This window comes from Streptomyces sp. NPDC012466, assembly GCF_042955215.1.
Taxonomy (GTDB): Bacteria; Actinomycetota; Actinomycetes; order Streptomycetales; family Streptomycetaceae; genus Streptomyces.
In genome coordinates, this window is sequence record NZ_JBIBEQ010000008.1 from 413,507 (window position 1) to 438,535 (window position 25,029).

Here is a 25,029-nt window from a genome sequence, read left to right on the forward strand (position 1 = left end):
CGCATGGTCAAGTATGGCCGTCGGTCGACCTGTTGAAGCCGGTGGACTCCTTCGTCTCGGTGTGACCGTCCGGAGACGGCTCGGCACGTTCCGGGTCCGCACGTCGTCCTTCCGATTCTCGACGGGCCGGTGACGGCTTCATGGCGGCGAACCGGCGTGCGGGCACTCATGAATCCTGCCGGGATCCGGCAATGCGCGGCCGGCGTCGGATCGTGCGGCATGAATCGCGCCGAGCACGGCGGATGGTTCCGGTGCCCTCGTCGTGGCTGTCTGCTTCTGGCTCCTGGCCGCCGTGGGCGTCCCGGCAACCGGTCCGGAGGCCGCGCACACGGCCAATGAGAGTGGCCGCTCCGCCACTCAGGGACCAGGCGAGTACCGTCAGGGTGCGCTGGCTTCGTGCGCCGTGCAGCATGGCGCTGTGGCTGATCTGCTGTGGGATGACGTGAGCTGCTTGTTCGACCCTGACTTGATGGGGTCGTTGCCCGACGTGCGTGTTCCGAGTACCTCGGTGGACGACTGGCAGGAGCTCCTCGATCTCGTCGCGGAGAAGGGCTGGAAGTGCCAGTACTCCGAGGGGGAGAGGGTGCTTCCGGTGCCCCGGGCAGAGGCCGTGCTGTCCTACCCGGCGGATACCGAGTGCAGGGATCTGCGGGTCTGGCCGGCTGCCGATGTGTTGGTGATCTTCCGTTTCCGTGCCGAGGATGAAGTCGACTTCGACGTGGATCTGCGGGAGTTGCAGGGTCAGGAGCGACTTGATGTGTTCTGCGGCTTTCTTCGCGAGATCGGGCGGCGGTTGGGCAAGCCGGTGCTGATGGACCCCGAAGGCGACTATGGCCATCCGGTACTCGGCTTCGATGTCGAGGCCGATCGGGTCGTCGTACACACGGACCCGCCGGTCACGTGACGGGGACCGACAGCCGAGGTGCGTTGAGGGTTCCATCGCGCCGCATCGCGAACAGGATGTCGGCCCGGCACCTGGCGAGGCACAGCGGCAGGTGGTCGGCGGCAGGGAAGGTGCTGCCGTCGCCGACCTTGACCAAGATCCTGGCTCCAGGCCTGACGCCGACGCCCGGCATCGCGGTCAGAATGTCGGAGGTTCGGCCAGGCCACACCTCCATGATCGGCTGAGGTCGCGCAACCGCACACGCATGGGGCCTGCGCCGTTACTCCGCGGGCAGGGCGAGCGCCACCTTGCCGGTGGTGCGGCCGTCGAGAAGGTGCCGGACGGCTGCGGCAGTCTCGGCGAGCGGGAAGACACGGTGCACTACAGGCGTGAGCGTGCCCGCGTCGATGAGAACGGTCAGGTCGCGCAGCCCATCGGCGTGCTCGGAGGAGATGAAGGTGCCCAGGTGCTGTCCGGTGAACGGGGACAGCATGTGTGCGCGCAGCTGCCGGTCGGTGCCGCCGAGCCAGCGGCCCTCCGTTTCACCACCGGTGATCACCAGCCTGCCGCGGGGCGTGAGGGCCCGGCGCAGATCCCGCAGACCACGCCGGCCCGCTATGTCGATGATGGCGTCGTAGCGTCGCGGGGCGGCAAGGAAGTCCTCGCGCGTGTAGTCGATCACGTGGTCGGCGCCCAGGGCTCGTACGGCGTCGAGTTTGGGGGTGCTTGCGACGGCGGTGACCCGGGCGCCGAAGGCGTGGGCGAGTTGGACGGCGAAGGTGCCCACACCGCCGGCGGCTCCCGTGATCAGGACCCGCTGGCCTTCTTGGATCTTGGCCCTGTCGCGCACTGCCTGGAGTGCGGTGAGCGCGCTGACGGGCACCGTCGCCGCCTCCTCGAAGGTGAGTCCTGGCGGCTTGGCGGCGATTCTGTCGGGACGGGTGGCGGCGTACTCGGCGAACGCGGCCACTGCCGTGCCGTAGACGTCATCGCCGGGCGCGAAGCCGGTCACTTCGGCGCCGACCGCTTCGACGACACCGGCGATGTTGCGGCCGGGATTGGGGAGCCGCGGCCTGCGCAGGCCGCTCACAGGCCGGACCGCGTACGGCAGGCCGGCCATCATGTGCCAGGTGCCCCGGTCCACACTGGAGGCGCGCACACGTACCAGCACCTCGGTCGGCTCGATGCCGGGCCGAGCGAGCCGCCCCGTGCGCAGCACGGCTTCCGGCTCGGCGCCGTAACGCTCCTGTACGACTGCCGCCATCGTCGTGGTCTCGTCGGCGGTCGCGATCCGCTCACTCATGTTCCGCATGGTTCCTGCTCCCACTCGTGTCGGTCGCATACTTACGCCGTAAGTGCAGCACTTACGGCGTAAGCTTGTCAATGCTGGGAGACCGAGAGGAAGTGATGTCCACCGTGACCCGACGTACCGGTCGGCAGGCGACCCGCGAGACGCTCACCCGGCAGCGGGTGCTGCATGCCGCAGTCGAACTCGCCGACGCCGGCGGCCTGGAGACGCTCAGCATGCGCAAGCTCGGTGAGGCCGTCGGAGTCGAGGCAATGTCCTTGTACAACCACGTGGCCAACAAGGAGGACCTGATCGACGGCATGGTCGACCTGGTGTTCGCCGAGGTCGAGCTGCCCGCGCCGGGTGACGGATGGCGACAGGCCATGCGGCAGCGGGCCGTTTCCATGCGTCTCGTGCTGTCCCGCCACCGCTGGGCCATCGGGCTGATGGAGTCGCGGTCCACTCCCGGCCCAGCCACCCTGCGTCACCATGACGCCGTTCTCGGCTGCCTGCGCGAGAGCGGTTTCTCCCTCGCGCTGACTGCCCACGCCGTGTCGGTTCTCGACAGCTACATCTACGGGTTCGCCCTGCAGGAGAAGGCCTTGCCCTTCGACTCTCCGCAGGAGACCGCCGAACTGGCGGATTCCATCATGAGCGGTTTCGGCGATGGTGAGTACCCCCATCTGACCGAGATGGCGACCACACACGTCATGCGGCCGGGGTACGCCTTCGGCGACGAGTTCGAGTTCGGGCTGGACCTCATCCTCGACGGCCTCCAGCAAGCGTCGAGTTGACGGGCGGGCGGTGTACCGGCCGCATCCGGTTCGTCGTCGTGTCGAAGTGGTGAGCCGCTGCCGGAAACGGCACGCTCAAGAACCGTTGCCGCCGCGGCCGAGGTCCTTCAGGAACTGTCGCTGGTCTTCCAGGAATCCGTTCACGAAGAGCGAGCGGGGGGAGAAGAGTGCGGTGAGCGTGGTCTTGACGTCCGACTGCTCGACGGACTGTTTGAGCATCGAATGGGACCCGTGAGGGTAGCGTTCGACCGTCAATGCCCTGCCGGGGTCCAGCATTTCGCGGTAGACGCGCTCCGTGTCGGCGGTGTCCACGTTGATGTCATGGCCCGCGAGGGTCAGCAGCACCGGTATGCCGCGCAGGGCGCGCAGATCTTGCGTGGCGTCCGCGGTGTAGTTCTTGGAGATGAAGCCCCAGCGGTCGGCGGTCATGCCGTCCGTGTCACCGCGCGTCGCCTTCACGTACTCCTCGAAGGTCGCGTGCCGCGCGAGCAGTCGGCGGGTGGTATCGCTCTTGGCGATCGCGGCCTTGGTGCGGGCTGCCGACGCGCCGTCGGCGCGTAGTTCGGCGAGGAGATTGTGGCGGCCCTGCCGGAGCCAGTTGATTGCGGGGGAGACGGCGATGACGAAACTCACCGGGGTCTTGGCCGCGATCTTCGGCAGGACCCAGCCCGCCTGACTGGCGCCCCAGAGCCCGATGCGGTCGGCGTCGATGTCCGGGCGGGCACGCGCCCAGGCGATTGCGGCGGCTGCTTCGTCGGCCCGGTCGTCCATGGACTGGTCCAGCCAGTTGCCAGGTGCGCCTGCGACGCCGGGCTTGTCCCATGACAAAGAGGCGTAGCCGGCCTTGGCGTTCGCTTCCCACAGGGGCTTGTACCCGTCGTCGTGGGTGGCGTCGATGGGGCCGTCGCCGTGGACGTAGACGACCAGGCCGTAGGACTTGCGGCGGTCCTTGGGGGTAGCCAGTACGCCGGTGAGGGTGTGGCCGCCATGGCGGATCGTGACCCGCTGCTCGTCGAAGTCGTAGGAGTTCTGCCACAGCACCACACCGGCGAGCCCAGCCGTCAGGACCAGGACGGTGACGAGTGACCACACGGTGATGCGGAGCCCGCGCCGTCGGGGCTGGGTCTTCGGACACATGGGACGGCCGCCTCTGTTCGGGTGTGCGCAGGGATCTCAAACTATCATTGTGAGAACGATCGTAGTGAGTCTGATAGATTGGATGCCGGTTTCCGAGGCGAGGGGAGGGGCGGCATGGGACTGGAGGAGGCAGACCCCGGGATCGGGCCCGTGATCGTCCAGCGAGGTGTTCCGGTGGGATCCGAGTGGCGGGCGGCCGAGCTGTACTGGGACGCCTTCGGCCGAAAACTCGGTCCCGCGCTGAACCCGCCGGGCAAGGCGGTGGCCTTCATCGCCGCCCATCTGAACGCCGACCGTGCGGTCTGTGCGATCTCCGGAGGGCAGCTCGTCGGCCTCGCCGGCTACCAACTCGACGGGCGGGCGCTCACCGGGGGGTCGGCCTTGGCCGTGCTGCGCACGTACGGATACCTGGGAGGGCTGTATCGACTCCTGCTCCTCGCCCTGTTCGAACGCCGGCCGGCCCCCGGGCAGCTCGTCATGGACGGCATCGCCGTCGACCCGGACGCGCGCGGCCGCGGTATCGGAAGCCTGCTCATCGAGGAAGTGACAGCCGTCGCGGCCGAGCAGCACTGCAGGGAGATCAGACTGGACGTGATCGACACGAATCCGCGCGCCAGGGCCCTGTACGAGCGGCGCGGTTTCACGGCCGTGCGGACCGAGCACACGCCCTGCCTCCGCGGACCGCTGGGGTTCGGCGCGGTGACCACCATGCACCGCCCTGTCGAGGCGGACGAGCCGAGAGGACTGTGCGCGCCGTGACCGACCACGTCGAGATTCCCACCCGCATGCTCGTCCACGCGCTGATCCGGGAGGACGGCACGGTCAGCGCGAACGACCTGTACACCGTCGCCGCCACCCTCGGCATGAGTGACCAGCAGGTACGACTGTGCGTCAAACGCCTCGTGGCCGAGAGCCGGTTCACCTCCCAAGGCCGCGGTCGTAAAGCAGTGCTGCACGCCACGGACGACACGACACAGGCCCTGGCCCCCAACGCGGACTTTCTGCGGCTCGCCTTCCGTCAGGATGCCGGGCTCGCCCCCTGGGACGGCGTCTGGCACCTGGCCGCCTTCGCCGTGCCCGAATCGGCGCGCACGGCCCGGGACGCCCTGCGCGAGACGCTCGTCCACCTCGGTGGCGCCCCGCTCCAGGGCGGACTGTACGTCTGCGCCAACGCTTGGGAGCCGTACGTCGAAGAAGCGGCGCACCGCCTTGGCGCCCACAGTGCGCTCACCCTCCTCAGCACGACGGATCTACGCAGGGGCGACACCCAGGATCCTGCCGAACTCGTTCGCCGCCTGTGGCCCCTGCAGGAGATCGCCGACCGTTACCACCGCCTCAGCCGCATCGCTCGACCCCGCCTCGACCGGCTCACCGGCTCCGCCGAGCCCTCCCCGTCCGCCCTGCTCACCATCGCTGTCGAGCTGGCGGCCGAACTCACCCGCGCCATGGAGCCCGACCCGCTGCTGCCGCCTCAGCTGCTGCCCCCGTCCTGGCCCGGTAGCCAGGCTCGGGAGCTCGTCGCCCGGTGCTGGGCGGCGCTGTCCGAACGTGACCACGGCGAAGCCAGGCCGACCCTCTTCCGTCATTACGCCGACATCACCCGAGAAGCGGCGGACCGGGCCACGCGCTGAGGACGCGACAGACCGCGCCGCTCATGCCTGCCGGACGAGATGGCTGCCGGCCCGCAGGGTGCGCACGACCTCGCGTCGCGGACGGAGTCCCGGCCGTCAGCGCCCACGACAGTCGGGGCATCGAAGTCGCAGAACAGGGGGGTGTCCCCACCCTCGACCGACCCGTTGCCCGGATGGTGAGGCAGGCTTCGGGCAACGAGGCTGCATGCATACGGATCCACCGAGCAAAAGGGAACCCTCTGTGTTCAGCTTCCAGCCGCCGCGCCGCCCTACCACCCGTGCCGCCGCAGTCGGCGCTCTCGCAGCCGTGGCCTGCGCCACCGTCATGGTCGGCAGCGCCGGAGCCATCGTCAACGGAGCGGACTCCACCGAGAGCTACCCGTTCATGGCGGTCATACCGGCGTCGGCCCCGGACCAGGGTCTGCACGACGGGAACTGCGGGGCATCGCTGATCGATCCGCAGTGGGTGCTGACGGCGGCTCATTGCGTCAAGGGTGAGGGTCTCAAGCTGGCCGGCATCGTGCGGGTCGGCAGTGACCACCGCAAGTCCGGCGGCACCGTCCGGAAGATCGACCGGACCTTCGTCCATCCCGGCTATACGAACGGAGAGAACAAGGCTGCCAACAAGAACGACATCGCGTTGATACGACTGGATCACCCGGTCACCCGGCAACCCGTCAGGATTGCCGAGCAGGCAGCACCGCCTGGCACTCAGACCCGGCTTCTGGGCTTCGGCACCACCGTTGACACCGAGTTCACGTTCCCGGACCGGCTGCAGGAGCTGAGCACCCGCAGGGGCGCCGCATCGGAGTGCGCACCCGGCTACGCGGACCGGACCCGGCTGTGCACGATCTCCACCGTGCCCAGGGCGATGGCGTGCTTCGGGGACTCAGGGGGACCGCAGGTCCAAAAGGGACGGGACGGCCGCTGGGAGTTGATCGGCGTCACTTCGGGGCCCGGCGCCCCGAAGGTGCCGTGCTCGCAGGGCCCCGGCCTCTACACGAGTGCGCCCGCCTACAGGGGCTGGATCGACAAGACCATGAAAACCAACAGCGCAACGGCGGGTGTGGCCGACGGCTCCGACCTCGCCGAGACCGGTGCGAACGACAACACCGCAGGGATCGCAGTCATGGCCGCCGCGCTGCTCGCCGTCGGTGGCGGCACCGCCCTCGCAGTACGCCGTCGAACGGCCCGCCACGCCGCCTGAGCGAATCCGCCGCAACGCCAGGGCGGCCACCCTCGCCAGCGGCTGCGCACCGGGGAGCTGCGGGACGTCGAGATCCTGGCCGGCGCCGCGCTCCACCCCGGTGATCCATGGTCTTCCGCCCAACGTGATGTCGGCTGCTCGGCAGAGTGTGATGCCACGGCTGTGTCACCAGTGCGGAGCGGGCCGAAGCTCTGTGAACGCGGTGGCTTACACCTCCTTGTGAGGGGCACTTGGTTTCTGCTTGACGCTGCGATGGAGATGCGCGGCGTCAGATGGGGTTCCAGTGCCCGTCGGTGGATGGGTTGTGAGGGGAGAGGTATCACCATGATTCTTCCGGCGGAGAAGCAACTGCGCGCGGTGCTGGCCCGGTTCGCCCAGGCACGCATCGAGCACGACGTGCGCCCCACCGGGCGCACCAGCCGGGCACTCGAAGACTCCACGTACACGCTGTGCGTCATGACCGGATCGCGCACCGCCGAGCAGGCTCTGCTGGCGGCCGATGCGTTGCTTGAGCAGTACGCGGTGGGCCGTGAGAGCGTCACCCAGAAGGACGAGACGCTGGCTGCGTAGGGCGGGCAACCGGGTCTGCTCCCTCACGTCGGCACGCGGTCGCCGGCCAAGGTCGTACTCACCGCCATGACCGGCTCGTAGTGACGTCGGGCAACCGGCCCGGCCCACGACCTCGCACGGCACGAAGCACCCCGGTGCACGGGGCCTTCGTCGTGCACCGGGGTGCGCTGATCGTGCGCGGGCTCGCGGCAAGGCAGTCCCGCAAGCGGCTCGGCGGCGCCCGCGTGGTGAGTACGGGCGCCGCCGGAGCGACATAGAGGGCGAGGAAAGCGAAGGAACTTGTTTCAGGAAAGGAGTGAGAAGGAAGTCCCTTCATGGCCTCGCCGACGGTAACGCTAGCACTCAGCCCGGGATCAGGTCGCGCAGGTTTTCGAGGGTGACGACCCGGGAGCCCGCGGGGAGCCTCTCGGGGCGTGCGAGCCCGATGTACGTGACCGGCTCGTCCAGGACAGTCTCCTCGTCCCACAGCTCGACGGCCGTGGCGCCGTCGGACATCAGGTCGACCAGGTAACGCACCGTCAGGTACTCGTGTTCCACGAGGGCACGCACCACCTTGGACACCGACATCTGGTTCTCCTCCACCCGGTTGGCCGACGAGATGCCCCTCAGGTACAGGTGCAGCCACTTCGCGCGCCACCGGCCGTCGTCCTCGCGCCGGAACACCAGTGGCAGCGCCACTCGGCCCACCCCGCGCAGCTCCGATTTCATCCGCACCGTGCGCGGCTCGAACGGCCGGCCCTTCTGCTCGCCGTCGCGCACCATGAAACCGAAGAACGACTCCTCGGTTTCCTCGAAGCCCTCGCCGGCGTAGATGTTGACCTGCGGAACGATGAAGGTGCTGCGCACCCGGTCAAGGGAGAGGTCGATGAATTCCGAGGCCCCGTCGGGCGCCTCGGTGACATCGCCCGAGTGCTTGCCCCCGACAGCCTTGAGGGAGGTGTAGGAGAGCCAGGAATCGGTGCTGTAGTCGGTGTGGAGAAGCAGGGCCGAGAGATCGTAGTCGGTTCGCTTCTCGGTCTGCTTCCAGTACACGAAGAAGCGCAGATGCTCGCCGTCGACCGCCGAGATCGAACCGCGCGGCAGTACACCGAGCCCGGCCGCGGTCGCCCTGCCGCTGAGCGGGAGCGCCACGTCGAGGACATCGGGGTCGAGCAGCAGCCGGCCCGGTGCCGGGAGCCTGCGGCGCATCTCGGCGTCGAGGGCGGTGATCAGGCGGTCGCGGTCGGCGGCGGGTACCGGCGGCCGGGCGTCGGGAGCGACCCAGCCGCGGCCTCGGCGGTTGACGAAGATCCGGGGCCGGTCGCTCGCCCGCTCCCGGTTCTGGAAGTGTTCGCGGACGGACAGCACGACCCGGCCGGAGACCTCGGGAGCCATCTCCACCGCGGCGGCCACCACCGCGTCGCGCTCCTCCTGGTCGGCGGCAATACGCAGCAGAAGGTCCAGCGCGCGGAACAACTTGCCGGGAGCGGACTTCAGCAACTGCACGGCACCTAGGACGTCGGACGCGTCGAGCAGCTTCTCGAAGCGGCTGTCGAAGGACCGCGCCTCCTTCTCGCCCCGGGCCACGGCGAACACGTCGGCCGCGCTCGGCCACTGCGGGTATTCGTGCGGGTGAAGGCGCTCTCCGAGTCGCTTGAACGGCTCGCGGTAGGCGTGTACGTCGGCCAGCTTGGCGGGGTTCGCCGCGACCAAGGCATCCAGGCCCGCGAGCAGCTTGCGGCGCACCGATCGGGGGAGGCCCCGGAACCGGGTCGGTTCCTGCAGCGTCACGTCGCCGCCCGAAAGCGCGCAGGCCAGCCGCAGCACATCGACGACGGTGTCGAGCATGAGGTCCGCGCCGACGGCAAGACGTGCCTCGTTGACGATCGCGCGGTTCTCCCTGACCGGGATCGACTCCGGCTGGGGTCCGAGTGCGCACCGCTCCGCGAGGACCTTGAGATCGCCCAGGTGGTCATCGCCCAGTGGCGTCGTACTGCCCGCGAGGGCCAGGTACAGGTCGGTGAGCTCGTCGTCCAGGTCGCGCCCGAGGTGCAGGACGGTCACCCGGTCGCCCGCCGAGGCGATCAGCTCGTCCTGCGCTGCGAGCATCTCCTCGTAGGTGTGCTGGTAACGGCCGTACGTGGGCAGGCTGAGCAGGTCCAGCACTCCGTGCGCCAGCTGCGTCAGTACGTTCCCGCGCGACGCGTCGTCGGCGAGCGCCTTGGTCACACACCGCATCCAGAACTCTTCGGTGTCCGGCACGTTCGCCGGGAAGTCGATGAAGTACGAGTTGTGCCGCACGTGGTCGCCGACCATCTCGCTCACGGTACGCAGCGTCCGCTTGGCGGTGTGGACGACGGCGGCCTCCGACAGCCCGGACAGCCGTTCCAGCGCCTCCGCCGAGAGCTTGAAGCCGACGGAGGCCAGCGTCGCGTCGAACTGCCGCGCGGCGGTGGCGCCTTCTCCGGCGGAGCCCTTGGGGGAGGGGATGCGATGGGTGTGTCGGATGACCAGTGATTCCAGACCGTGCGCCATTCGGGGATGATCGCAGATCTGTGCGAACCGACGCGCGGGGTTTCCTGGACGCACCCTGCTTCCTCCGGGCTGTTCGTCCGGAGGGTTCGTCGGCCGGCCGGCGTCAGGCGAAGGGCTCGTAGCAGTCGTAGTTGCGCTCAGCGACGATCTTGCCGTCCCGGAATTCGAGGAAGGGCCGCGATGTGCGTGCGTATGACATGGCCGGCGGGCAGGTGGCCGAAGCCGGAGGCCAGTGGGCCGGACCCTCTGACCTCCAGCGCGACCTGGTCGCCGGAGGCCACCGCCCGGTCAGGCACATCGTGGCGGCCGGGCGCAAGGGGCCGCGGTGGGAGAGGTTCTGGCTGCGCTGAGGGAGGCCGCTCCAGCCGTACGGCGCCTGAGGCGGCGGCGTGAACCCGTTCGCCGCGACTCGGCAAGTACAGGGTGTGAACACCCACCACCATCCTGACACCCACCGACCCCACCGACGGACGGACTGTCCATGACCGACCCGGCCGGCGGCGACGCCGAGCTCATCGCGGCCTCACTCGAGGAACCCGAGCGTTTCGCGGCGCTCTTCGACCGTCACGCCCCGGCGATCCACCAGTACGTCGCCCGACGGCTCGGACGGGACGCGGCCGACGACGTCACCGCCGAGACGTTTCTGACGGCCTTTCGGATACGTGCCCGGTTCGACCCGGCACGCGCCGGCGTCCGGCCCTGGCTGTACGGCATCGCCGCCAAGCAGATCGGCCGGCACCGCCGGGAGGAGGTCCAGGCGCTGAAGCTGCTCGCCCGCACCGGTCACGACCCGGTCGCCGACAGCTGGACCGACTCCGCCGACGACCGCCTCGTCGCCGAGGCCGCCGCCCGCCCACTGGCCGGGGCGCTGGCTCATCTCTCCGCGGGCGACCGGCACGTCCTGCTGCTCTACGCCTGGGCCGACTTCGGCTACCAGGAGATCGCCGAAGCCCTCGGCATTCCCATCGGCACCGTCCGCTCCCGACTCAACCGCGCCCGTAGGAAGCTGCGCACCGCAACCGGCGCGGCCGACGGCTCCCTGATCGAAGCTCGCATACACGAAGGCGACCCCGCATGAACGAGCTCTCCGAATTCCGCGGCCTGCGCGCCGACGCCCCCCTTCCCGACGCCGACCGGCTCGCCGCGCCGCGGGCCCGGCTCACCGCGGCGTTCCGGCAGGAGACCCGCCCTGAGCGCGCCGCCCTTCCCAGGCGCCGGATGATCCTGGTCGGTGCCGCCACCGCGGGGGCCCTCGCCGTGACCGCCGGGATCGTCACCACCCTGCCCGAGGACAGCACCCGCGCCTCCGCGGGGAGGGGCCCCCAGGTGCTGTCGGCAGGCGCCTCCGCCGACGCCCTCGAACTGGCCGCCGCGACCGTCGAGAAGCACGACGGCACCGAGCCCGGCCCGAAGCAGTGGGTGTACGAGAAGAGCACCGTGTTCGTCCAGGGCAAGCCGCAAAGCAGCGAGGAGTGGACCCGCTGGGACGGCACCGGACACGCCAATCTGCCCGGCATCCCCCCGGCCGGTGACATCTCGGACTTCGACCCGGACGAGCTCCAGGTCTGGTACGGCCCCAACCAGGAGGCCAAATGGAAGAAGGAGGGCTACGACGACCGCTCCCAGCGGCAGTTCTACCGCTTCCTGGCCACCCTGCCGAGCGATGCCGACCGCATGATGAAGCGCATCCGCGAGGAGCACGCCATCGACTCCATCAAGGGGGAGACGCGCGCACAGCGCGACTGGCGGGAGATCGACGTCCTGTACCGGTCGGTGCTGATCCCGCCGAACGTCCAGGCGGGCCTGTTCCGGGCTCTGGCGAAGATCCCCGGCGCCCGGGTGACGACCGGCGTGAAGGACCCGCTCGGCCGCGCGGCGATCGGCGTGAGCGTGACCTACGCCGAGAAGACACCCTCGGGCTGGCAGGGCAAGCAGGAGATCTTCTTCGATCCCGAGAGCTACGCCTACCTCGGGCAGACCCGGGACGACAGGGAGATGGTCAGCGCCCGCGCCGCCTGGGGCGTCGTCAACAAGCCCGGCGCCCGCCCCTGAGCACCCGCGAGGGGCGCCCGGTGTGACACCGGGCGCCCCTCGTCGTCGTACCGGCTGCTCTGGGTCACCGCGTCCGAGGCCTGGGACTTCCGTGGGCGCTTTACGCCCGCGCCAGGACTCCGAGACCAGGCGGCGCAGGGCCGTGAAGGCTCGGGCCGCCGCTCGACGATCCGGGCTCTGCGCCCTGTGGTCATGGGCCTGCCGTACCAGCGCGAGGCCGGTCGGGCTCGCCCCGACGACCAGCTGTCCGCCGTCATGGCCGGGTCTCGTCCGTGACGCGGCACCCATCCGGGGCGCCGTCCCGTGTCGCACCCTCGGCTTCCGGCGTGTCCGTCTCCGCGTGATCCCGACTGCGCGAGGAACGGGCCGGTCATGGCGAGCATGCTGTGTCGACGACGACAACCGCACCGCACCCGGTCCCGCCCGAGGCCGCCCTTGCAATCCCGCGATCCGGTTCCACCGCTTGCTGAGCTCCACACGCTCGTACGCATTGATGTTCCGCGCGATGGCGAACCGGCGGCGCATCTCCTCGTCAGGGAAGATCAGCGGGTTCGTCGAGAGGCCGGGCACGGTCACCGGACACCTTGTCGATCCACCGCGCCGAAGGACTGCTGCCGTCAGAGGCGGTGCACCGGAACCACCCGCCCTTGCTCAGGTCCCACCGAGCAGAACCACGAGCACGCTACGGAGCCTCATCTTCCGTATAAGGCCTCTCATGTGGCGGCATGTCGCATCACCCCGGGGGAAGCCGAAATGTCCCAGAGACGCACTCTCGCACCCCGGAGGAACATCGATGACCCGACGGAACGCGCCGCAGCAATCAGAGCTCGGAAAGCTCGAACCCGGCACCAGACAACGCGCCCAGTTGCCCAGTCGGATCGCTGACATCGCCTGGACCGCGCTGTGGGTCCTCGTCGCCCTGTGGGCGGTCTGGGCCTCCGTGGGCGTCGTGCGCGGGGTGACGGCGTGGAGCTACTGCGTCGGAGCCTGGGTGCTGCTGGCCGTCGCCCTGGCCATGCGGGTCGTGGTCGCCCGCCGCCGGGCCCGGACCTAGGCAAGGGGGTAGCTCATGGAGCACGTCAACTCCTATCTCGGCAAACACCTGTGGCTCCAATACCTCCTGTCTGTCCTTGTCGCCAGCGCCGTGGTCTGGCTGTTGTTCCCGGGGCGCTCGCTCGTCTCGGTCGTGCCCCGCATGGCCGTCGCATCCCTCGGCAGCGCCGTCGTTCTGCTGGTCGTGCGGAGGAAGGAGAAGCGCGCCGCCGGTGGCTCAGCGGACGACCTCGTGTCGCTGGACGGGATGTTGCGCCGGGGTGAGGCACCCAGCGATCCGCAGACGCGGCAGGCCATGCGCGACCTGGTCGATCAACGTCTGCACCGCACCCGCCACCGTATCGCGGCCCAGATCGTCCTCGCCGTCATGTGGTCCACCCTCGTGATCCTCATGGCCCTCACCGCGGGCCTGCGCCAGACCCTCGGCATGGCCGTGGTGGCCGGAGCCTTCCTGACCTGGCTCGTTCTGTACGGCAACCTCCAGCACCGACGCCTGCACACCATGCGCGAGATACTTCAGACGCATAACTGATCCTTACACCCGATGTGCATGGCTCTGGCAGGACGGGCGCAGGCATCGCCGCGCCTCATCGGGGGAAGCAGCCCGCAACACATCTGACGACCATGCGGGCCCGACCACGGCACGGTGCCCTCACACCCCTGACGCCTGCCGGGTGCCGAGGGAGCGGCGTCGTGAGAGCTTGATGGCAACCGTGCCCGAAAGCCATATGCAGGGATTCGTCTGGTGCAGCCGGGTACCCGGCGCCGGATCTCGGAGCACCCCTACCGATGTGGCCGCACCGGCCTTGGCCGGTCTGAAGCAGAGGACGATAGAGATGAGTGGGCCCAATCCCATCAGGCGGGCGGCGGACAAGGTGACCGAAGCCATCCAGGGCGGAGCTGGACCGGAGGAGGGAATCCCCGGGAAGCCGGCCCCACAGTCCCCGAGTGTCGCGGAGCCGGTGGAGCCGCGCGAGCCCCTGCCGCCGAAGCCGGACCAGAGCGGGCCGGACACGATGTCGCCCACAGGACAGGCGACCGGTGCGGCCCAGGCCCGTATGGCCCAGTCGGGCGCCTACCTGACAGACGCGCAGGGGACACGGCTGTACGACACCGACCACTCGCTCAAGGCCGGCCCGCGCGGGCCGGTGCTGTTGCAGGACCATCACCTGCGCGAGAAGGTCATGCACTTCGACCACGAGCGCATCCCCGAGCGGGTCGTGCACGCCCGCGGCGCGGCGGCGCACGGCGTCTTCAAGAGCTACGGCACCGCGGCGTCCGTGACGAAGGCGGCGTTCCTGGCCGAGGGCGCGGAGACGCCGGTGTTCGTGCGCTTCTCGACCGTGCTGGGATCCAGGGGCTCCGCCGACACGGTGCGGGACACGCGCGGGTTCGCGACGAAGTTCTACACCGAAGAGGGCGTCTTCGACCTGGTCGGCAACAACATGCCGGTCTTCTTCATCCAGGACGCCATCAAGTTCCCGGACATCATTCACGCCGGCAAGCCGCACCCGGACCGGGAGATCCCGCAGGCGCAGAGTGCGCACGACACCTTCTGGGACTTCGTCACCCTGCACACCGAAGCCACCCACCACACCCTGTGGAACATGTCCGACCGGGGCATCCCGCGCTCGTACCGGATGATGGAAGGCTTCGGCGTCCACACTTTCCGCCTCGTGGCCGCCGACGGTTCCACGACACTGGTGAAGTTCCACTGGAAACCGAAACTCGGTGTGCACTCCCTGGTGTGGGAGGAGGCACAGATCGCAGGTGGCGTCGACCCCGACTTCCACCGCCGCGACCTCGCCGACGCCATCGAAGCAGGTGCCTACCCGGAGTGGGAGCTGGGCATCCAGACCTTCCCGGACACCCCGGAGCAGACCTTCGAGGGCATCGACCTGCTCGACGCGACCAACCTCGTTCCCGAAGAGCTCGCCCCCGTACAGCCGATCGGGCTGCTCACCCTCAACCGCAACCCGTCGAACTACTTCGCCGAGACCGAGCAGGTCGCCTTCCACGTCGGTCACCTCGTGCCCGGCATCGACATCACCGACGACCCGCTGCTCGCGGGGCGACTGTTCTCGTACCTGGACACCCAGATCACCCGGCTGGCAGGCCCGAACTTCCCGCAGATTCCCATCAACCGGCCGCACTCGCCGGTCAACGACATGCTGCGGGACGGCTTCCACCAGGACGCCGTGCATCGGGGCGTCGCTCCGTACCGGCCCAACTCGCTCGACGGGGGCTGCCCGTTCCTGGCGGGAGCGGACACCGGGGCGTACATCGAGACACCGGTACGGGTGCCGGAGGCGACGAAGGTCCGTGAGGCGCCCGAGTCGTTCTCCGATCACTTCAGCCAGCCGCGCCGTTTCTGGCTCAGCATGAGCGCGGTGGAGCGCGAGCACATCATCGGCGCCTACACCTTCGAGCTCGGCAAGTGCTACGAGCAGGCCGTAAAGGAACGGGCGCTGCAGGTGCTGGCCAACATCGACGCCGAGCTGGCCGCCCGGGTCGCCGAGGGCCTCGGCCTGCCGGCACCCGAGCCCACTGTGGCGCCGGCTGACGTCGAGCCGAGCCCGGCGCTGTCCCAGGTCGGGCAGTCCTGGCCCACCGACGGCCGCCTCATCGGCATCGTCACCGGCCCGGACGGGGATCTCGACGGCGTGCGCGCGGTGCGCGACGCGGTACTCGGCGCGGGCATGGTGCCGCTGGTCATCGCCCCCACCGGCGGCAAGCTCGGCACGGGCGACGACGCGGTCACCGTCCAGCGGACCTTCGTGACCGCCCGGTCCATCGAGTTCGACGCCCTGCTGGTGGCCGCGGCACCCGCCGCCGGCAGCGACGCCTACGGCTCCCGCGACGCCAAGGCCCTGCCCACCGGTCCGCCGGGAGCCGTCGACCCGAGGGTGAACCTGCTGCTGTCGGAGGCGTTCCGCCACGGCAAGGCGATCGGCGCCTGGGCGGGCGGGGACGCAGCGCTCGAGGCGGTCGGGATTCCCACCGACGCGCCGGGCGTCGTGGTCGGACAGAACGGCACCTCCGTACTGGAGCAGTTGCAGGAGCTGATGTCCAAGCACCGTGCGTGGGAGCGGTTCGGCACGACCGCCTGATGCGGCGGGGATAGGAAAGGGGACGGTCACCGCTCGGGCCGTCCCCGTCCCGTCCCGCCCCGCACAGAACTGCTCCGGTGGCTTGCGCGCATGCAGCGCCATGCGCCGGGCTGGACGCGCGGAAACCCGCTTGTGGCCGTTCCCGCGTCCGCTGGGATGCAGGACGACCTTGGTCCAGCCCTCGCCACGGGCGTCGAAGTGCTCGTAGGCGGCGGGGGCCTCGTCCAGGCCGAGTGCGTGCGAGACGACCAAGCTCGGCCTCGCCTTCTCGCCGGCGATCAGATCCCGCAGCGCCCGGTTGTCCTTCTTCACCGGCGCCTGCCCCGGGCCCATGCGCTGGCCCTTGAACCACATCATGCCGAAGTCGATCGGGGCCTTGCCCAGCGCCTCCAGCTCCCCCTGGGCCTCCTCGCTGCCGGGGTTCCGGGGACGGAACACGCCCACCACGCCGATGTCGCCCGTGAACCTGGCCGAGCCGATCGGATCGGCATGCCGCAGGTCGGGCTGTGCTCAGGGCGAAGAGAGGCTCCCTCGGTGTGGCGGCGGGCGCCCGGGCCTGCGGGCGATGCGGTCAGGGAATGCGGATCCACCCGGCTCGGTGAACGCGACGTCCACCGCCGCCCCACGTGAGCCGTGTCTCACCTGGGCAGCGCCTCTTGGCTATGCAACGAGTTGCATATGAGGATCACGGTATGGCGCTCGAGCACGCGATCCTCGTCTCCCTGCTGGAGAAGCCGGGCTCCGGCTATGAGCTGGCCCGGCGGTTCGAGCGGTCCATCGGGTACTTCTGGACTGCCACGCACCAGCAGATCTACCGCGTTCTCAAGCGCATGGAGAGCGAGGGCCTGCTGGCCGTCCGCGAGTTGCCGCAGCAGAGCCGACCGGACAAGAGGGAGTACTCCGTGGTGGCTCCCGGCCGCGCCGCCCTCTCTCAGTGGCTGCACGAACCGATCCAGCCCGAAAGCATCCGGCACGAACTCGCCGTGAAGATCCGCGGTGCGGCCTTCGACGATCCCACCGTGCTGATCCGTGAGGTCGAACGGCACCGCCAGGTGCACAGCGACCGGCTCGCGCACTATCTGGCCGGGGAGCTGCGCGACTTCACCGGTCCGGCGGCTCACACCCCGCTCGACGCGGGTCAGGAACTGCAGCATGTCGTGCTGCGGGGCGGCATCGCGTACGAGCGGATGACCATCGCCTGGCTCGACGACGTGCTCGCCACTCTCCGACGGATCGGCACCTCACACCGGCATGCCTGACCTGCCGGCCCCCGCCGCTCGCGTTACGCGACCTTCAGCCCTAGCCCTTAGTCCTCAACCCTCAACCCCTGGAAGGCGGTTCTTCATGGCCGACCCCCTCCTCTTCAACCCGCGCACGTACGACCCGGCGCAGTTCGACCCCGAGACCCGCAGGTTGCTCCGTGCCACCGTCGACTGGTTCGAGGACCGCGGCAAGCGCAGGCTCATCGAGGACTACCGTTCCCGCGCCTGGCTGGCCGACTTCCTCGCGTTCGCGGCCAAGGAAGGGTTGTTCGCCACCTTCCTCACCCCGGCGTCCGTCGCCAGCGGCAAGGACCAGCGCTGGGACACGGCCCGGATCGCCGCCCTCAACGAGATCTTCGGGTTCTACGGTCTCGACTACTGGTACGCATGGCAGGTGACCATCCTCGGTCTCGGCCCGGTCTGGCAGAGCGACAACACCGCGGTTCGCGCCCGCGCGGCGGACCTCCTCGCCCAGGGCGAGGTGTTCGCCTTCGGTCTCTCCGAGAAGACCCATGGCGCGGACATCTACTCCACCGACATGCTGCTGACGCCGGACGGCGACGGCGGCTTCAGGGCGACGGGCTCCAAGTACTACATCGGCAACGGCAATGCCGCCGGGCTCGTCTCGGTCTTCGGCCGACGCACCGACATCGAGGGCCCGGACGGCTACGTCTTCTTCGCCGCCGACAGCCGCCACCCGGCCTATCACCTCGTGAAGAACGTCGTCGACTCATCGAAGTACGTCAGCGAGTTCCGACTCGAGGACTACCCGGTGGGCCCGGACGACATCCTGCACACGGGCCGCGCCGCCTTCGACGCCGCCCTCAACACCGTCAACGTAGGCAAGTTCAACCTCTGCACCGCCTCGATCGGCATCTGCGAGCACGCGATGTACGAGGCGATCACCCACGCGCACAACCGCATCCTGTACGGCCGTCCCGTCACCGCCTTCCCGCACGTGCGTCGGGAGTTGGCCGACGCGTACGTCCGCCTCGTCGGCATGAAGTTGTTCAGCGACCGGGCCGTCGACTACTTCCGTTCCGCCTCGCCGGAGGACCGCCGCTACCTGCTCTTCAACCCGATGACGAAGATGAAGGTGACCACGGAGGGCGAGAAGGTCATCGACCTGATGTGGGACGTGATCGCCGCCAAGGGCTTCGAGAAGGACACCTACTTCGCACAGGCCGCCGTCGAGATCCGTGGGCTGCCCAAGCTCGAGGGCACGGTGCACGTCAACCTCGCGCTGATCCTCAAGTTCATGCGCAACCACCTCCTGCACCCGGCCGAGTTCGAGCCCGTGCCGACCCGCCTCGACGCCGCTGACGACACGTTCCTCTTCGAGCAGGGCCCGGCCCGTGGGCTCGGCTCCGTGCGTTTCCACGACTGGCGTCCCGCCTACGACGCATACGCCGGCGTGCCGAACGTCGCCCGCTTCCGGGAGCAGGCCGACGCCCTGTGCGAGTTCGTCACCACGGCGGCCCCCGACGAGGAGCAGAGCCGCGACCTCGATCTCCTGCTCGCCGTCGGCCAGTTGTTCGCGCTTGTGGTGCACGGCCAGCTGATCCTGGAGCAGGCCCGCCTGACGGACCTTGACGAGGATGTGCTCGACGAGCTGTTCTCCGTCCTCGTCCGCGACTTCTCCGCCTTCGCCGTCGAACTGCAGGGCAAGGACTCCGCCACTGAGGATCAGCAGCGCTGGGCGCTCGGTGCCGTCCGGCGTCCCGTCGTCGACGCAGCGCGTTCGGAGCGTGTCTGGGAGCGTGTGGAGGCACTGTCCGGGTCGTACGAGATGGCGCCGTGACAACCCGTTCAGTGGGCTCGTCGACATGTGACGGTCAGGGCCCCTGGAGGCGGTGAGACTCGTGCCGTGGCCCTCTGCGTGCCTGTCACGCGGAGGGCCACGGGCACGTGGTGCCGTGCCTCGCCCCCTCCTCACCGGAAGGGAGGGACGAGGCCGGCTGCGGGACGTACGCGTGGCGGCTGGCCCCGTGGTGCATGTGCGTCCGGGATGGAGCGGGGTGGCCGGTGCCGCGCACCCGGTCTGTGGAGGGGTGGGGCTCGTGGCTGTGATGTTGCGGCGCACGCGCGGGGGAGTGTGGTCGCGGTGCGGGCAGCAGCCCTCGCGCTCGAGGGCCATCACCTGGTGTGCGGAGCCGTAGCGCGGCACGGGGCGCGCTCTCAGCAGCCGACTGAACGGATCGACCGGCAGCGCAGTGAACGTCTCCACCCACACCCGCTCGGCCCTCAACCCCAGCCGAACAACGGCGTCGTCTGGTTCACGGCCTTCTGTAACCCCCTTCAAGGGCCGTTGCGGTACTAACCGCCGCCGGGGGTGCGCGGGTTCACCCGATAGGTCAGTTCGTAACGCGCACCGGCGTCGTCGAAACGGGCCACCTGGAAGCCGGCCCCCGCGAGTGACGTGTCCAGTTGCACCGAGCCGATGACGTCCTCGACGCTCCCGTCCTCGTTGGGTCGCACCACCACCTCGACCGTCGCCGGTCCGGGCAGGGGCCGCGTGACGTCCAGGGACCAGGTCTCCCCCTGCTCCATCTCCCGCCGGGCGACCTGTTCGCCGTTCCACCGCAGCGTCACGACGTCGAGCTCCGGAACGCCGGGGATGTTGTGGTTCGAGCGCGGTGACTCGCAGAAGATCCAGCTGAGGACCCCGTCAGCCGGCGCGGGGGCCGGGGCGGGGTCGGGTACGTCGTCGATCTGCCGGACCTTGTAGGTCAGCTCGTACTGGGCCCCGGCCTCGTCGAAACGGACCTCGTGGAAGTCGGTGGCGGAAATGCCCGTGCCGACGTCGGCCGCGCTCAGCTGCACCGATCCGATGACGTCCTCGACGCTGCCTTCCTCGTTCGGCCGGACCACCACCTCGACCGTGGCCGGGGCCGGCAGGGGCCGTGTGATGTCCAGGGACCAGGTCTGTCCCGTTTCCATGTCCCGCTGTGCGACGGTCTGGCCGTTCCACCGCAGGGTGACGACATCGAGTTCCGGCACCCCGGGGATGTTGTGATTCGAACGGGGCGACTGGCAGAAGATCGAGCTGAGGATTCCCTCGTGGGACGGCATGGGCGTGCGCCTCCGGGCTCCGACGGCGTGTCCCGAACACCGTCCGCCCTTCGGCGACGCCCCGCCACCGGGCCTCCGCCATCCGGAGTTGCCGGAGGATCACCGCCGTCCGCGTCCCCTCTGGTTCGTTCCGGCGCGCGGGCCGTGGCCGCGGACGCGGCCAGTAGGCTCTGGTCGCGGTGGAGACCCGCGAGCCGCCGCCCAAGGCCTTGCCGACGGCCGGTGAACCGCCGCGCCACGGCCATTCGGGGAGGGGAAGCGTGATGATCGCTGCGGAGTACGGCTACGAGGTGCTGCCGGGAGTGGCGGTGGACACCCCGGGCGTCGAGGACGTCCTGCGGCGGCGTGAACGCGGCCTCCGGTGGGGCATCCTCGCACTGACCGCCGAAGTGCTGCTGCTGGCGGCCGTCCTCTCTCTGACGGGCCCCGGCTCCGCCCCGGGCTTGGTCACCGCCGCCTGCCTGGTCCCCGTCATCGCGCTCACGGCCGGCCTGACGCTGCTGTGGCGCCGGGCGCGACGCCGGGAGCGGCTGGTGATGTCCACCTACGGCTGGCAGGTCTGGCCTGTGCGGACACAGGACGTCCGGGTGGTCGCCGCCGAGGGCGAGCGGGTGCAAGGCCGCCGCTGGGGTACGGACGGGCGGGTGGTGCTGCTCCAGCCGGACGGCCAGAGCCACTGCTCGTTCCCCGTCCCCGCCGACGGCTGGGACGGCCCCCGTCCGCAGGGGCCCCGCCCGGCGGACCGGGTGTGGTTCGCCGGCGATACCCGGTTCGGCGGCATGGTCGCCGAACCGGGCGGGCTGCCCTTCCGCTACGTCGTCCGCTCGACGCCGGGCAAGCGCCGTGGCATCGGACCGGAGGACGAACTGGCCCGCCGCACCGGCCTGATGCCCCGGAACCGGCGGCGGTAGGCGTTCCCGATGCTTCTCAGCCGCATGTCGGGTGCTGGAAGAAGAACCTGCGCTGCCCCCGCCCACCGTCGGGCATCGACAAGCACTGCACCCATGAACAGAGCAACGACCGAGCAGTCCAGCCGTCAGGACAAGGGGCCGTGGTGACGCCGGCGAGGGCTTGTGCGTCTCGCGCCGGCATCCAGTGTGCGGAGGTGATGCATGCAGCGCGGAGAGCCCCGCAGAAGGGGCTGGGACCGGCGGCACGAGGGCCGTCCGTCTGGACGGTTCAGGCCGCCGTGGGCGGTGCACCACCGCCAAGCCGGCGGGCACGCGAGGGTGGGAGTCCCTGATGAGGGGGTCACAGACGAACCGGTCCGGTGGCGCCGGCCACGCTGCACTTCGCGCGCCAGGTGGTGGTGCGGCAGGCACTGCCACTGTCCCTGTGAGGGTGACCCGCGGATCAGGCCGCGTACCCTCGGCCGCGTGCCTCGCCGTTCAAGGAAGCCCCGCCGACTGGTCGCCGACGGACGTGTCTACCTGTGGACGATGCGCCACAGCCACCGAAGAGACGAAGACGGCCGGTCCGTGGACTGCCGCCAGATCCTCACCCTGTTCCCGCAGCCTGCCCGCACCAGCGGCCCGCTGCGCATCGTCTTCGCCGACGGCCCCGGCCGCTACGTCCCGGGCGGGGCGCCCTTTGGCTCTGGGGACGTGGGCTTCACCCGGGGCGCGGAGTTGAACCTTCACGAGCCGGGCGCCGTGCGGGCCCTGCTTGACGTAGCGCTGGCCCGTGGGTGGCAGCCGGGGGAGCAGCGGGCTGTGGATGTCGACGGCTGGTCGCTGCTGGAGGCGGCGGCCGCCGAGCGAGCCGGGGACACCGACTCCGAGGGCCCGTAAGGGGTGGACTCGCATGTCCAGGAGGCCGGCGCCACCAGGCGTCAGACGCTTGCCCGTGACGCCTGGAGAGTTGCTGGAGCGCCCGACCCTGTCCGGTGGGCCGGGCGCTCCAGCAGGGCCCAGACTCATGACCTAGGTGCGCCCGGGGCCATGCTTGCGCTTTCGCACGGAGGGACGGCATTGGCGCGATCACCAGGCCAACGCCGGGACCGTTCACCGCGTTGAGCGCCGTCGGTCAGAACCAGCCGGTGCATTCGATGCTGCCGCCCCGGCCGTTCGTGCCACAGGCGCGCATCACGAGGCCGGAGTCGTTCCACTGGGTGGTGTACGCGTCGTTGCCCGAGGTGACGGTGGTGTAGCCCAGCATCGGGTCCCAGGTTTTCCCTCCGTCGGCACTGCGGTCCACCCAGATCTCGTCGCCCACGGTGCCCCCGGTGATGCGGCCCCAGGCGCACTCGGTGGTGCCGTTGTAGCGGAGCTCCACGGTACGGCCGAAGACGGTGGTCGACTTGGCCGTCCAGGCACCCGCGGAGTCTGGCTGAGTACCGTCGCCGCAGGACGTGTTGTTCTCCGCGCCGGCCAGAGTTCCGCCGATCGCCGGGAAGTCACCGCAGGACGGCACGTCCTTGAGCAACGCCGGCCCCTGGACGAAGAGATTGCTGATCCAGCTGTGGTAGTCCGGCAGGAACGACCAGACGTTGTTCACCATGCCGTCGACCGTGGCCCGCTCGCCCACCCGCTGGCACAGCACCCGCACCTGCACGGAGATGCCGTTGCCATTGGTGAAGTTGATGGGGCTTCCGGTGTTCGAGTCCTGCCGCAGATTGGGCTGGCCCCATGTCTTGTGGTACGAACCGCGGCCGTCGAAGGACCAGACCATCGGCACGGCGTCGGCGTGCGGGCGGAACGCGCCCTGGTAGCGGTCCCAACGGGCGCTGATGGAGTTGACCTGGATCTTCATGCCGGATTCCGGTGCCTCGACCATCAGTCCATTGCCGAGGTAGAGCGCGACGTGCGTCGGCCCGAAGCCGTCACGGCCGAAGTACATGATGTCGCCGGGCAGCAGCACGGCCGACCCTTGCGACTTCAGCAGCTTCGTGTGCGCGTACCCCGGCGCCGCGAAGGTCGCCTGCGTCGTGCGCTCGGTGATGATGTCCCGGCCGGTCGCCTTGTACCAGGCCCAGCGCACCAGGCCGATGCAGTCGAAGCTCCAGTACGTCGGGTCCGCGGCGGTTTCGGGGTAGAAGCGGTCGTATATGCCTTGACTGGGACCGGGCATCCCCTGCGCGTGACCGCCACCCCAGGCGTACTGCTGCCCGACGTAACGGCACGCGACCTGGACGGCCGCCTGCGCCGCCTGGCTCGCACCGGCCTGCAACGGCGCGCATCCCGTGGCGGCGGTCGCCGGAGCGGCCGAGGCGACCGGCAGGCCGAGACTCACCACCGTCACGAGCGCGGCCAGCAACAGCCGCACCCGGCGCCCCCATGGGCGCTCACCCCGCCCCGCTCTCCCCGTTCCCCAAGATCTTCGCACTCTGCCCACGGCACTCCCCCTGGTCTCGGTGGTCTCCCGCGAACGTACGCACTCGCGCCGCCCACCGGGCCCTGACATCTGTCAGGACCTGCCACGCCCACCCGCTCCGTAAGGTCTCCGGTCATCACCCCATCTCCCAGCGGAGGACTCACCTACCATGCGCACCAAGCTGAGGCGCGCCGCCGCACTGGCCTTCGCCAGCGTGACCGCGGTCGTCGTCGCGACGGGCACCGCACAGGCCAAGCCGGCCGACACCTGGGCAGGCTGCCCGTCCGGCGCAGTCTGCATCTACCCGCAGAACCAGAACCCGGCCGTGTCGCCGAGCCACATCTACTGGACCTACGGCGCCCACAACCTCAGCAACCAGGTGGGCAACCACTGGGTGCTGAACAACCAGTACGACGGCGCGGTGGTCGAGCTGTGCCTCAGTTACAACGCGAACGACTGCACGTCGTCGATCGCGGCCGAACGCGGCGAGTACCGAGACCTGACGCCCATCAACTCGCTGCACCTGAGGCCGCACTACAACTAAAAGGACGGGCATGGCCTGCGCGACGTCGGAGGCCGGGTTCGAAGCCTCCCCCGGTCGCCGGGTGGAGGCTTCGTCACTTCTCCAAAGATCACCCGGCTACGGTCGCATCGGAGGTGAACGCGTGTTCTGGCCGTCTGTGATCATCCTTGTCCCGGCGGAACAACGCCCGTCGTTGGAAGGGCGAATCCGTTCCCTGGAGCTCGTGCCGGATCCTGTGACGGGCGACGAAAGGCTGCACTGGCACGGGTACTCGTACCACATCGGCCTCTCGGGCAGGATCCTGGCTGACTATGAACTGGAAGAGCTCGAGCAGGTGAAGACCCGGATCGGTGAACCGCACGCGGTGTATGTGGCCTGCCAGTCCATGGATGCGGCCCGGGCCTTCCTCCAGCACGTCCTGGCTGGTGTCGACGGTCTGCTCGACACCAACCATGACGGGTCCTGCAGTCGAGCAAGTTCCTTACGCTGGTGGACCGTTACCCGGGGTGGGGCTGGCGTCGCCAATCAAGCGCCGAGCTCCAGTAGACCGGCTCAGGTCCGGCACCGGCACGGGGGACCGGAGTAGCTGATACCGCAGATCGGTCCCTCGGGTGTCATTGC

Annotated in this window: 23 protein-coding genes and 2 pseudogenes; 17 read left to right on the top strand and 8 right to left on the bottom strand. The window is 69.6% G+C overall.

Annotated elements, in window-relative coordinates; translation table 11 throughout:
* Positions 1 to 418 precede the first annotated feature (418 nt).
* Positions 419 to 904 carry a hypothetical protein gene (locus tag ACFY9E_RS29345; protein ID WP_390988984.1) on the top strand — a complete coding sequence of 162 codons (486 nt, stop codon included), beginning with the start codon at positions 419 to 421 and terminating at the stop codon, positions 902 to 904.
* On the opposite strand, the pseudogene ACFY9E_RS29350 reads toward ACFY9E_RS29345, so the two are convergent.
* Together ACFY9E_RS29350 and ACFY9E_RS29355 are read right to left on the bottom strand one after the other, a co-directional pair.
* Positions 897 to 1,094 (bottom strand): annotated as a pseudogene (locus tag ACFY9E_RS29350) (hypothetical protein); the annotation flags it as partial. The gene ACFY9E_RS29345 and the pseudogene ACFY9E_RS29350 sit on opposite strands and share 8 nt — an antisense overlap.
* A gap of 69 nt (positions 1,095 to 1,163) precedes the next feature.
* On the bottom strand, positions 1,164 to 2,186 hold the full coding sequence (locus ACFY9E_RS29355; RefSeq protein ID WP_390988985.1) for a zinc-binding dehydrogenase: 1,023 nt from the start codon (positions 2,184 to 2,186) through the stop codon (positions 1,164 to 1,166).
* A 104-nt stretch (positions 2,187 to 2,290) separates the two neighbouring features.
* Between ACFY9E_RS29355 and ACFY9E_RS29360 the strand changes: the two genes are divergently transcribed.
* Positions 2,291 to 2,965 (top strand): TetR/AcrR family transcriptional regulator C-terminal domain-containing protein, encoded by a 675-nt coding sequence (locus ACFY9E_RS29360; protein WP_390988987.1) that lies wholly within the window; start codon positions 2,291 to 2,293, stop codon positions 2,963 to 2,965.
* Between the two features lie 75 nt (positions 2,966 to 3,040).
* Here the strand turns inward: ACFY9E_RS29360 and ACFY9E_RS29365 are convergent, their stop codons facing one another.
* Complete coding sequence (locus ACFY9E_RS29365; RefSeq protein ID WP_390988989.1) at positions 3,041 to 4,102, bottom strand: serine aminopeptidase domain-containing protein; 1,062 nt, start codon at positions 4,100 to 4,102, stop codon at positions 3,041 to 3,043.
* Between the two features lie 114 nt (positions 4,103 to 4,216).
* Here ACFY9E_RS29365 and ACFY9E_RS29370 point away from each other — a divergent pair, with 114 nt between their 5' ends.
* From ACFY9E_RS29370 to ACFY9E_RS29385, 4 genes are all read left to right on the top strand, one after another.
* Positions 4,217 to 4,861 (top strand): GNAT family N-acetyltransferase, encoded by a 645-nt coding sequence (locus ACFY9E_RS29370; protein WP_390988990.1) that lies wholly within the window; start codon positions 4,217 to 4,219, stop codon positions 4,859 to 4,861.
* The gene (locus ACFY9E_RS29375) at positions 4,858 to 5,733 is read left to right on the top strand and encodes a PaaX family transcriptional regulator C-terminal domain-containing protein (RefSeq protein WP_390988992.1); all 876 of its coding nucleotides are present in this window, start codon (positions 4,858 to 4,860) and stop codon (positions 5,731 to 5,733) included. Before ACFY9E_RS29370 ends, ACFY9E_RS29375 begins: the two co-directional genes overlap by 4 nt.
* Before the next feature lie 241 nt (positions 5,734 to 5,974).
* A complete protein-coding gene (locus ACFY9E_RS29380; RefSeq protein ID WP_390988993.1) occupies positions 5,975 to 6,940 on the top strand; it encodes a trypsin-like serine protease in 966 nt (321 codons plus the stop codon).
* Positions 6,941 to 7,264: 324 nt separating this feature from the next.
* Entirely contained in the window at positions 7,265 to 7,510 is a 246-nt protein-coding gene (locus ACFY9E_RS29385) for a DUF5133 domain-containing protein (RefSeq protein ID WP_390988994.1), read from the top strand.
* A 342-nt stretch (positions 7,511 to 7,852) separates the two neighbouring features.
* Here ACFY9E_RS29385 and ACFY9E_RS29390 read toward each other — a convergent pair whose 3' ends face one another.
* A complete protein-coding gene (locus ACFY9E_RS29390; RefSeq protein WP_390988995.1) occupies positions 7,853 to 10,024 on the bottom strand; it encodes a TerD family protein in 2,172 nt (723 codons plus the stop codon).
* Between the two features lie 197 nt (positions 10,025 to 10,221).
* On the opposite strand from ACFY9E_RS29390, the gene ACFY9E_RS29395 reads away from it, so the two are divergent.
* The 6 genes from ACFY9E_RS29395 to ACFY9E_RS29420 all read left to right on the top strand — a co-directional run bounded on the left by ACFY9E_RS29395 (position 10,222) and on the right by ACFY9E_RS29420 (position 16,239).
* On the top strand, positions 10,222 to 10,374 hold the full coding sequence (locus ACFY9E_RS29395; RefSeq protein ID WP_390988996.1) for a hypothetical protein: 153 nt from the start codon (positions 10,222 to 10,224) through the stop codon (positions 10,372 to 10,374).
* Between the two features lie 131 nt (positions 10,375 to 10,505).
* Positions 10,506 to 11,102 carry a sigma-70 family RNA polymerase sigma factor gene (locus ACFY9E_RS29400; RefSeq protein WP_390988997.1) on the top strand — a complete coding sequence of 199 codons (597 nt, stop codon included), beginning with the start codon at positions 10,506 to 10,508 and terminating at the stop codon, positions 11,100 to 11,102.
* Positions 11,099 to 12,076 carry a CU044_5270 family protein gene (locus ACFY9E_RS29405; RefSeq protein ID WP_390988999.1) on the top strand — a complete coding sequence of 326 codons (978 nt, stop codon included), beginning with the start codon at positions 11,099 to 11,101 and terminating at the stop codon, positions 12,074 to 12,076. The genes ACFY9E_RS29400 and ACFY9E_RS29405 overlap by 4 nt, the downstream gene beginning before the upstream one ends.
* 793 nt (positions 12,077 to 12,869) lie before the next feature.
* Complete coding sequence (locus ACFY9E_RS29410; RefSeq protein ID WP_390989001.1) at positions 12,870 to 13,130, top strand: hypothetical protein; 261 nt, start codon at positions 12,870 to 12,872, stop codon at positions 13,128 to 13,130.
* Positions 13,131 to 13,145: 15 nt separating this feature from the next.
* A complete protein-coding gene (locus ACFY9E_RS29415; RefSeq protein ID WP_390989003.1) occupies positions 13,146 to 13,661 on the top strand; it encodes a hypothetical protein in 516 nt (171 codons plus the stop codon).
* Positions 13,662 to 13,965: 304 nt separating this feature from the next.
* On the top strand, positions 13,966 to 16,239 hold the full coding sequence (locus tag ACFY9E_RS29420) for a catalase (protein WP_390989005.1): 2,274 nt from the start codon (positions 13,966 to 13,968) through the stop codon (positions 16,237 to 16,239).
* 126 nt (positions 16,240 to 16,365) lie between these two features.
* Here the strand turns inward: ACFY9E_RS29420 and ACFY9E_RS29425 are convergent.
* Positions 16,366 to 16,719: pseudogene (locus ACFY9E_RS29425) on the bottom strand (aldehyde dehydrogenase); the annotation flags it as partial.
* Positions 16,720 to 16,931: 212 nt separating this feature from the next.
* Here ACFY9E_RS29425 and ACFY9E_RS29430 point away from each other — a divergent pair.
* Both ACFY9E_RS29430 and ACFY9E_RS29435 read left to right on the top strand, forming a co-directional pair.
* Positions 16,932 to 17,498: a helix-turn-helix transcriptional regulator gene (locus tag ACFY9E_RS29430; RefSeq protein WP_390989006.1), complete on the top strand. Its 567-nt coding sequence runs from the start codon at positions 16,932 to 16,934 to the stop codon at positions 17,496 to 17,498.
* An 85-nt stretch (positions 17,499 to 17,583) separates the two neighbouring features.
* Positions 17,584 to 19,302, top strand: a complete 1,719-nt coding sequence (locus ACFY9E_RS29435) for an acyl-CoA dehydrogenase family protein (RefSeq protein WP_390989008.1) — start codon at positions 17,584 to 17,586, stop codon at positions 19,300 to 19,302.
* A gap of 515 nt (positions 19,303 to 19,817) precedes the next feature.
* Here ACFY9E_RS29435 and ACFY9E_RS29440 read toward each other — a convergent pair.
* Positions 19,818 to 20,573 carry a hypothetical protein gene (locus tag ACFY9E_RS29440; protein ID WP_390989010.1) on the bottom strand — a complete coding sequence of 252 codons (756 nt, stop codon included), beginning with the start codon at positions 20,571 to 20,573 and terminating at the stop codon, positions 19,818 to 19,820.
* 263 nt (positions 20,574 to 20,836) lie between these two features.
* Between ACFY9E_RS29440 and ACFY9E_RS29445 the strand changes: the two genes are divergently transcribed.
* Together ACFY9E_RS29445 and ACFY9E_RS29450 are read left to right on the top strand one after the other, a co-directional pair.
* Positions 20,837 to 21,484: a hypothetical protein gene (locus ACFY9E_RS29445; protein WP_390989011.1), complete on the top strand. Its 648-nt coding sequence runs from the start codon at positions 20,837 to 20,839 to the stop codon at positions 21,482 to 21,484.
* A 465-nt stretch (positions 21,485 to 21,949) separates the two neighbouring features.
* A complete protein-coding gene (locus ACFY9E_RS29450) occupies positions 21,950 to 22,363 on the top strand; it encodes a hypothetical protein (RefSeq protein ID WP_390989013.1) in 414 nt (137 codons plus the stop codon).
* 235 nt (positions 22,364 to 22,598) lie between these two features.
* Here the strand turns inward: ACFY9E_RS29450 and ACFY9E_RS29455 are convergent, their stop codons facing one another.
* Positions 22,599 to 23,837: an NlpC/P60 family protein gene (locus ACFY9E_RS29455; protein WP_390989015.1), complete on the bottom strand. Its 1,239-nt coding sequence runs from the start codon at positions 23,835 to 23,837 to the stop codon at positions 22,599 to 22,601.
* A gap of 217 nt (positions 23,838 to 24,054) precedes the next feature.
* Here ACFY9E_RS29455 and ACFY9E_RS29460 point away from each other — a divergent pair, with 217 nt between their 5' ends.
* Complete coding sequence (locus ACFY9E_RS29460) at positions 24,055 to 24,429, top strand: hypothetical protein (RefSeq protein WP_390989017.1); 375 nt, start codon at positions 24,055 to 24,057, stop codon at positions 24,427 to 24,429.
* 88 nt (positions 24,430 to 24,517) lie between these two features.
* Here ACFY9E_RS29460 and ACFY9E_RS29465 read toward each other — a convergent pair whose 3' ends face one another.
* Positions 24,518 to 24,862 (bottom strand): hypothetical protein, encoded by a 345-nt coding sequence (locus tag ACFY9E_RS29465; protein WP_390989019.1) that lies wholly within the window; start codon positions 24,860 to 24,862, stop codon positions 24,518 to 24,520.
* Positions 24,863 to 25,029 lie beyond the last annotated feature (167 nt).

Bases quoted from the DNA above. Each gene is read 5' to 3' on its own strand.
- ACFY9E_RS29445 (WP_390989011.1), top strand. From the start codon at position 20,837: ATGATCGCTGCGGAGTACGGCTACGAGGTGCTGCCGGGAGTGGCGGTG.
- ACFY9E_RS29465 (WP_390989019.1), bottom strand. From the start codon at position 24,862: ATGGTTGGTGTCGAGCAGACCGTCGACACCAGCCAGGACGTGCTGGAG.
- ACFY9E_RS29440 (WP_390989010.1), bottom strand. From the start codon at position 20,573: ATGCCGTCCCACGAGGGAATCCTCAGCTCGATCTTCTGCCAGTCGCCC.
- ACFY9E_RS29420 (WP_390989005.1), top strand. From the start codon at position 13,966: ATGAGTGGGCCCAATCCCATCAGGCGGGCGGCGGACAAGGTGACCGAA.
- ACFY9E_RS29390 (WP_390988995.1), bottom strand. From the start codon at position 10,024: ATGGCGCACGGTCTGGAATCACTGGTCATCCGACACACCCATCGCATC.
- ACFY9E_RS29415 (WP_390989003.1), top strand. From the start codon at position 13,146: ATGGAGCACGTCAACTCCTATCTCGGCAAACACCTGTGGCTCCAATAC.
- ACFY9E_RS29410 (WP_390989001.1), top strand. From the start codon at position 12,870: ATGACCCGACGGAACGCGCCGCAGCAATCAGAGCTCGGAAAGCTCGAA.
- ACFY9E_RS29435 (WP_390989008.1), top strand. From the start codon at position 17,584: ATGGCCGACCCCCTCCTCTTCAACCCGCGCACGTACGACCCGGCGCAG.
- ACFY9E_RS29430 (WP_390989006.1), top strand. From the start codon at position 16,932: ATGGCGCTCGAGCACGCGATCCTCGTCTCCCTGCTGGAGAAGCCGGGC.
- ACFY9E_RS29360 (WP_390988987.1), top strand. From the start codon at position 2,291: ATGTCCACCGTGACCCGACGTACCGGTCGGCAGGCGACCCGCGAGACG.
- ACFY9E_RS29385 (WP_390988994.1), top strand. From the start codon at position 7,265: ATGATTCTTCCGGCGGAGAAGCAACTGCGCGCGGTGCTGGCCCGGTTC.
- ACFY9E_RS29395 (WP_390988996.1), top strand. From the start codon at position 10,222: ATGGCCGGCGGGCAGGTGGCCGAAGCCGGAGGCCAGTGGGCCGGACCC.
- ACFY9E_RS29370 (WP_390988990.1), top strand. From the start codon at position 4,217: ATGGGACTGGAGGAGGCAGACCCCGGGATCGGGCCCGTGATCGTCCAG.
- ACFY9E_RS29400 (WP_390988997.1), top strand. From the start codon at position 10,506: ATGACCGACCCGGCCGGCGGCGACGCCGAGCTCATCGCGGCCTCACTC.
- ACFY9E_RS29405 (WP_390988999.1), top strand. From the start codon at position 11,099: ATGAACGAGCTCTCCGAATTCCGCGGCCTGCGCGCCGACGCCCCCCTT.
- ACFY9E_RS29460 (WP_390989017.1), top strand. From the start codon at position 24,055: ATGCGCACCAAGCTGAGGCGCGCCGCCGCACTGGCCTTCGCCAGCGTG.
- ACFY9E_RS29355 (WP_390988985.1), bottom strand. From the start codon at position 2,186: ATGAGTGAGCGGATCGCGACCGCCGACGAGACCACGACGATGGCGGCA.
- ACFY9E_RS29365 (WP_390988989.1), bottom strand. From the start codon at position 4,102: ATGTGTCCGAAGACCCAGCCCCGACGGCGCGGGCTCCGCATCACCGTG.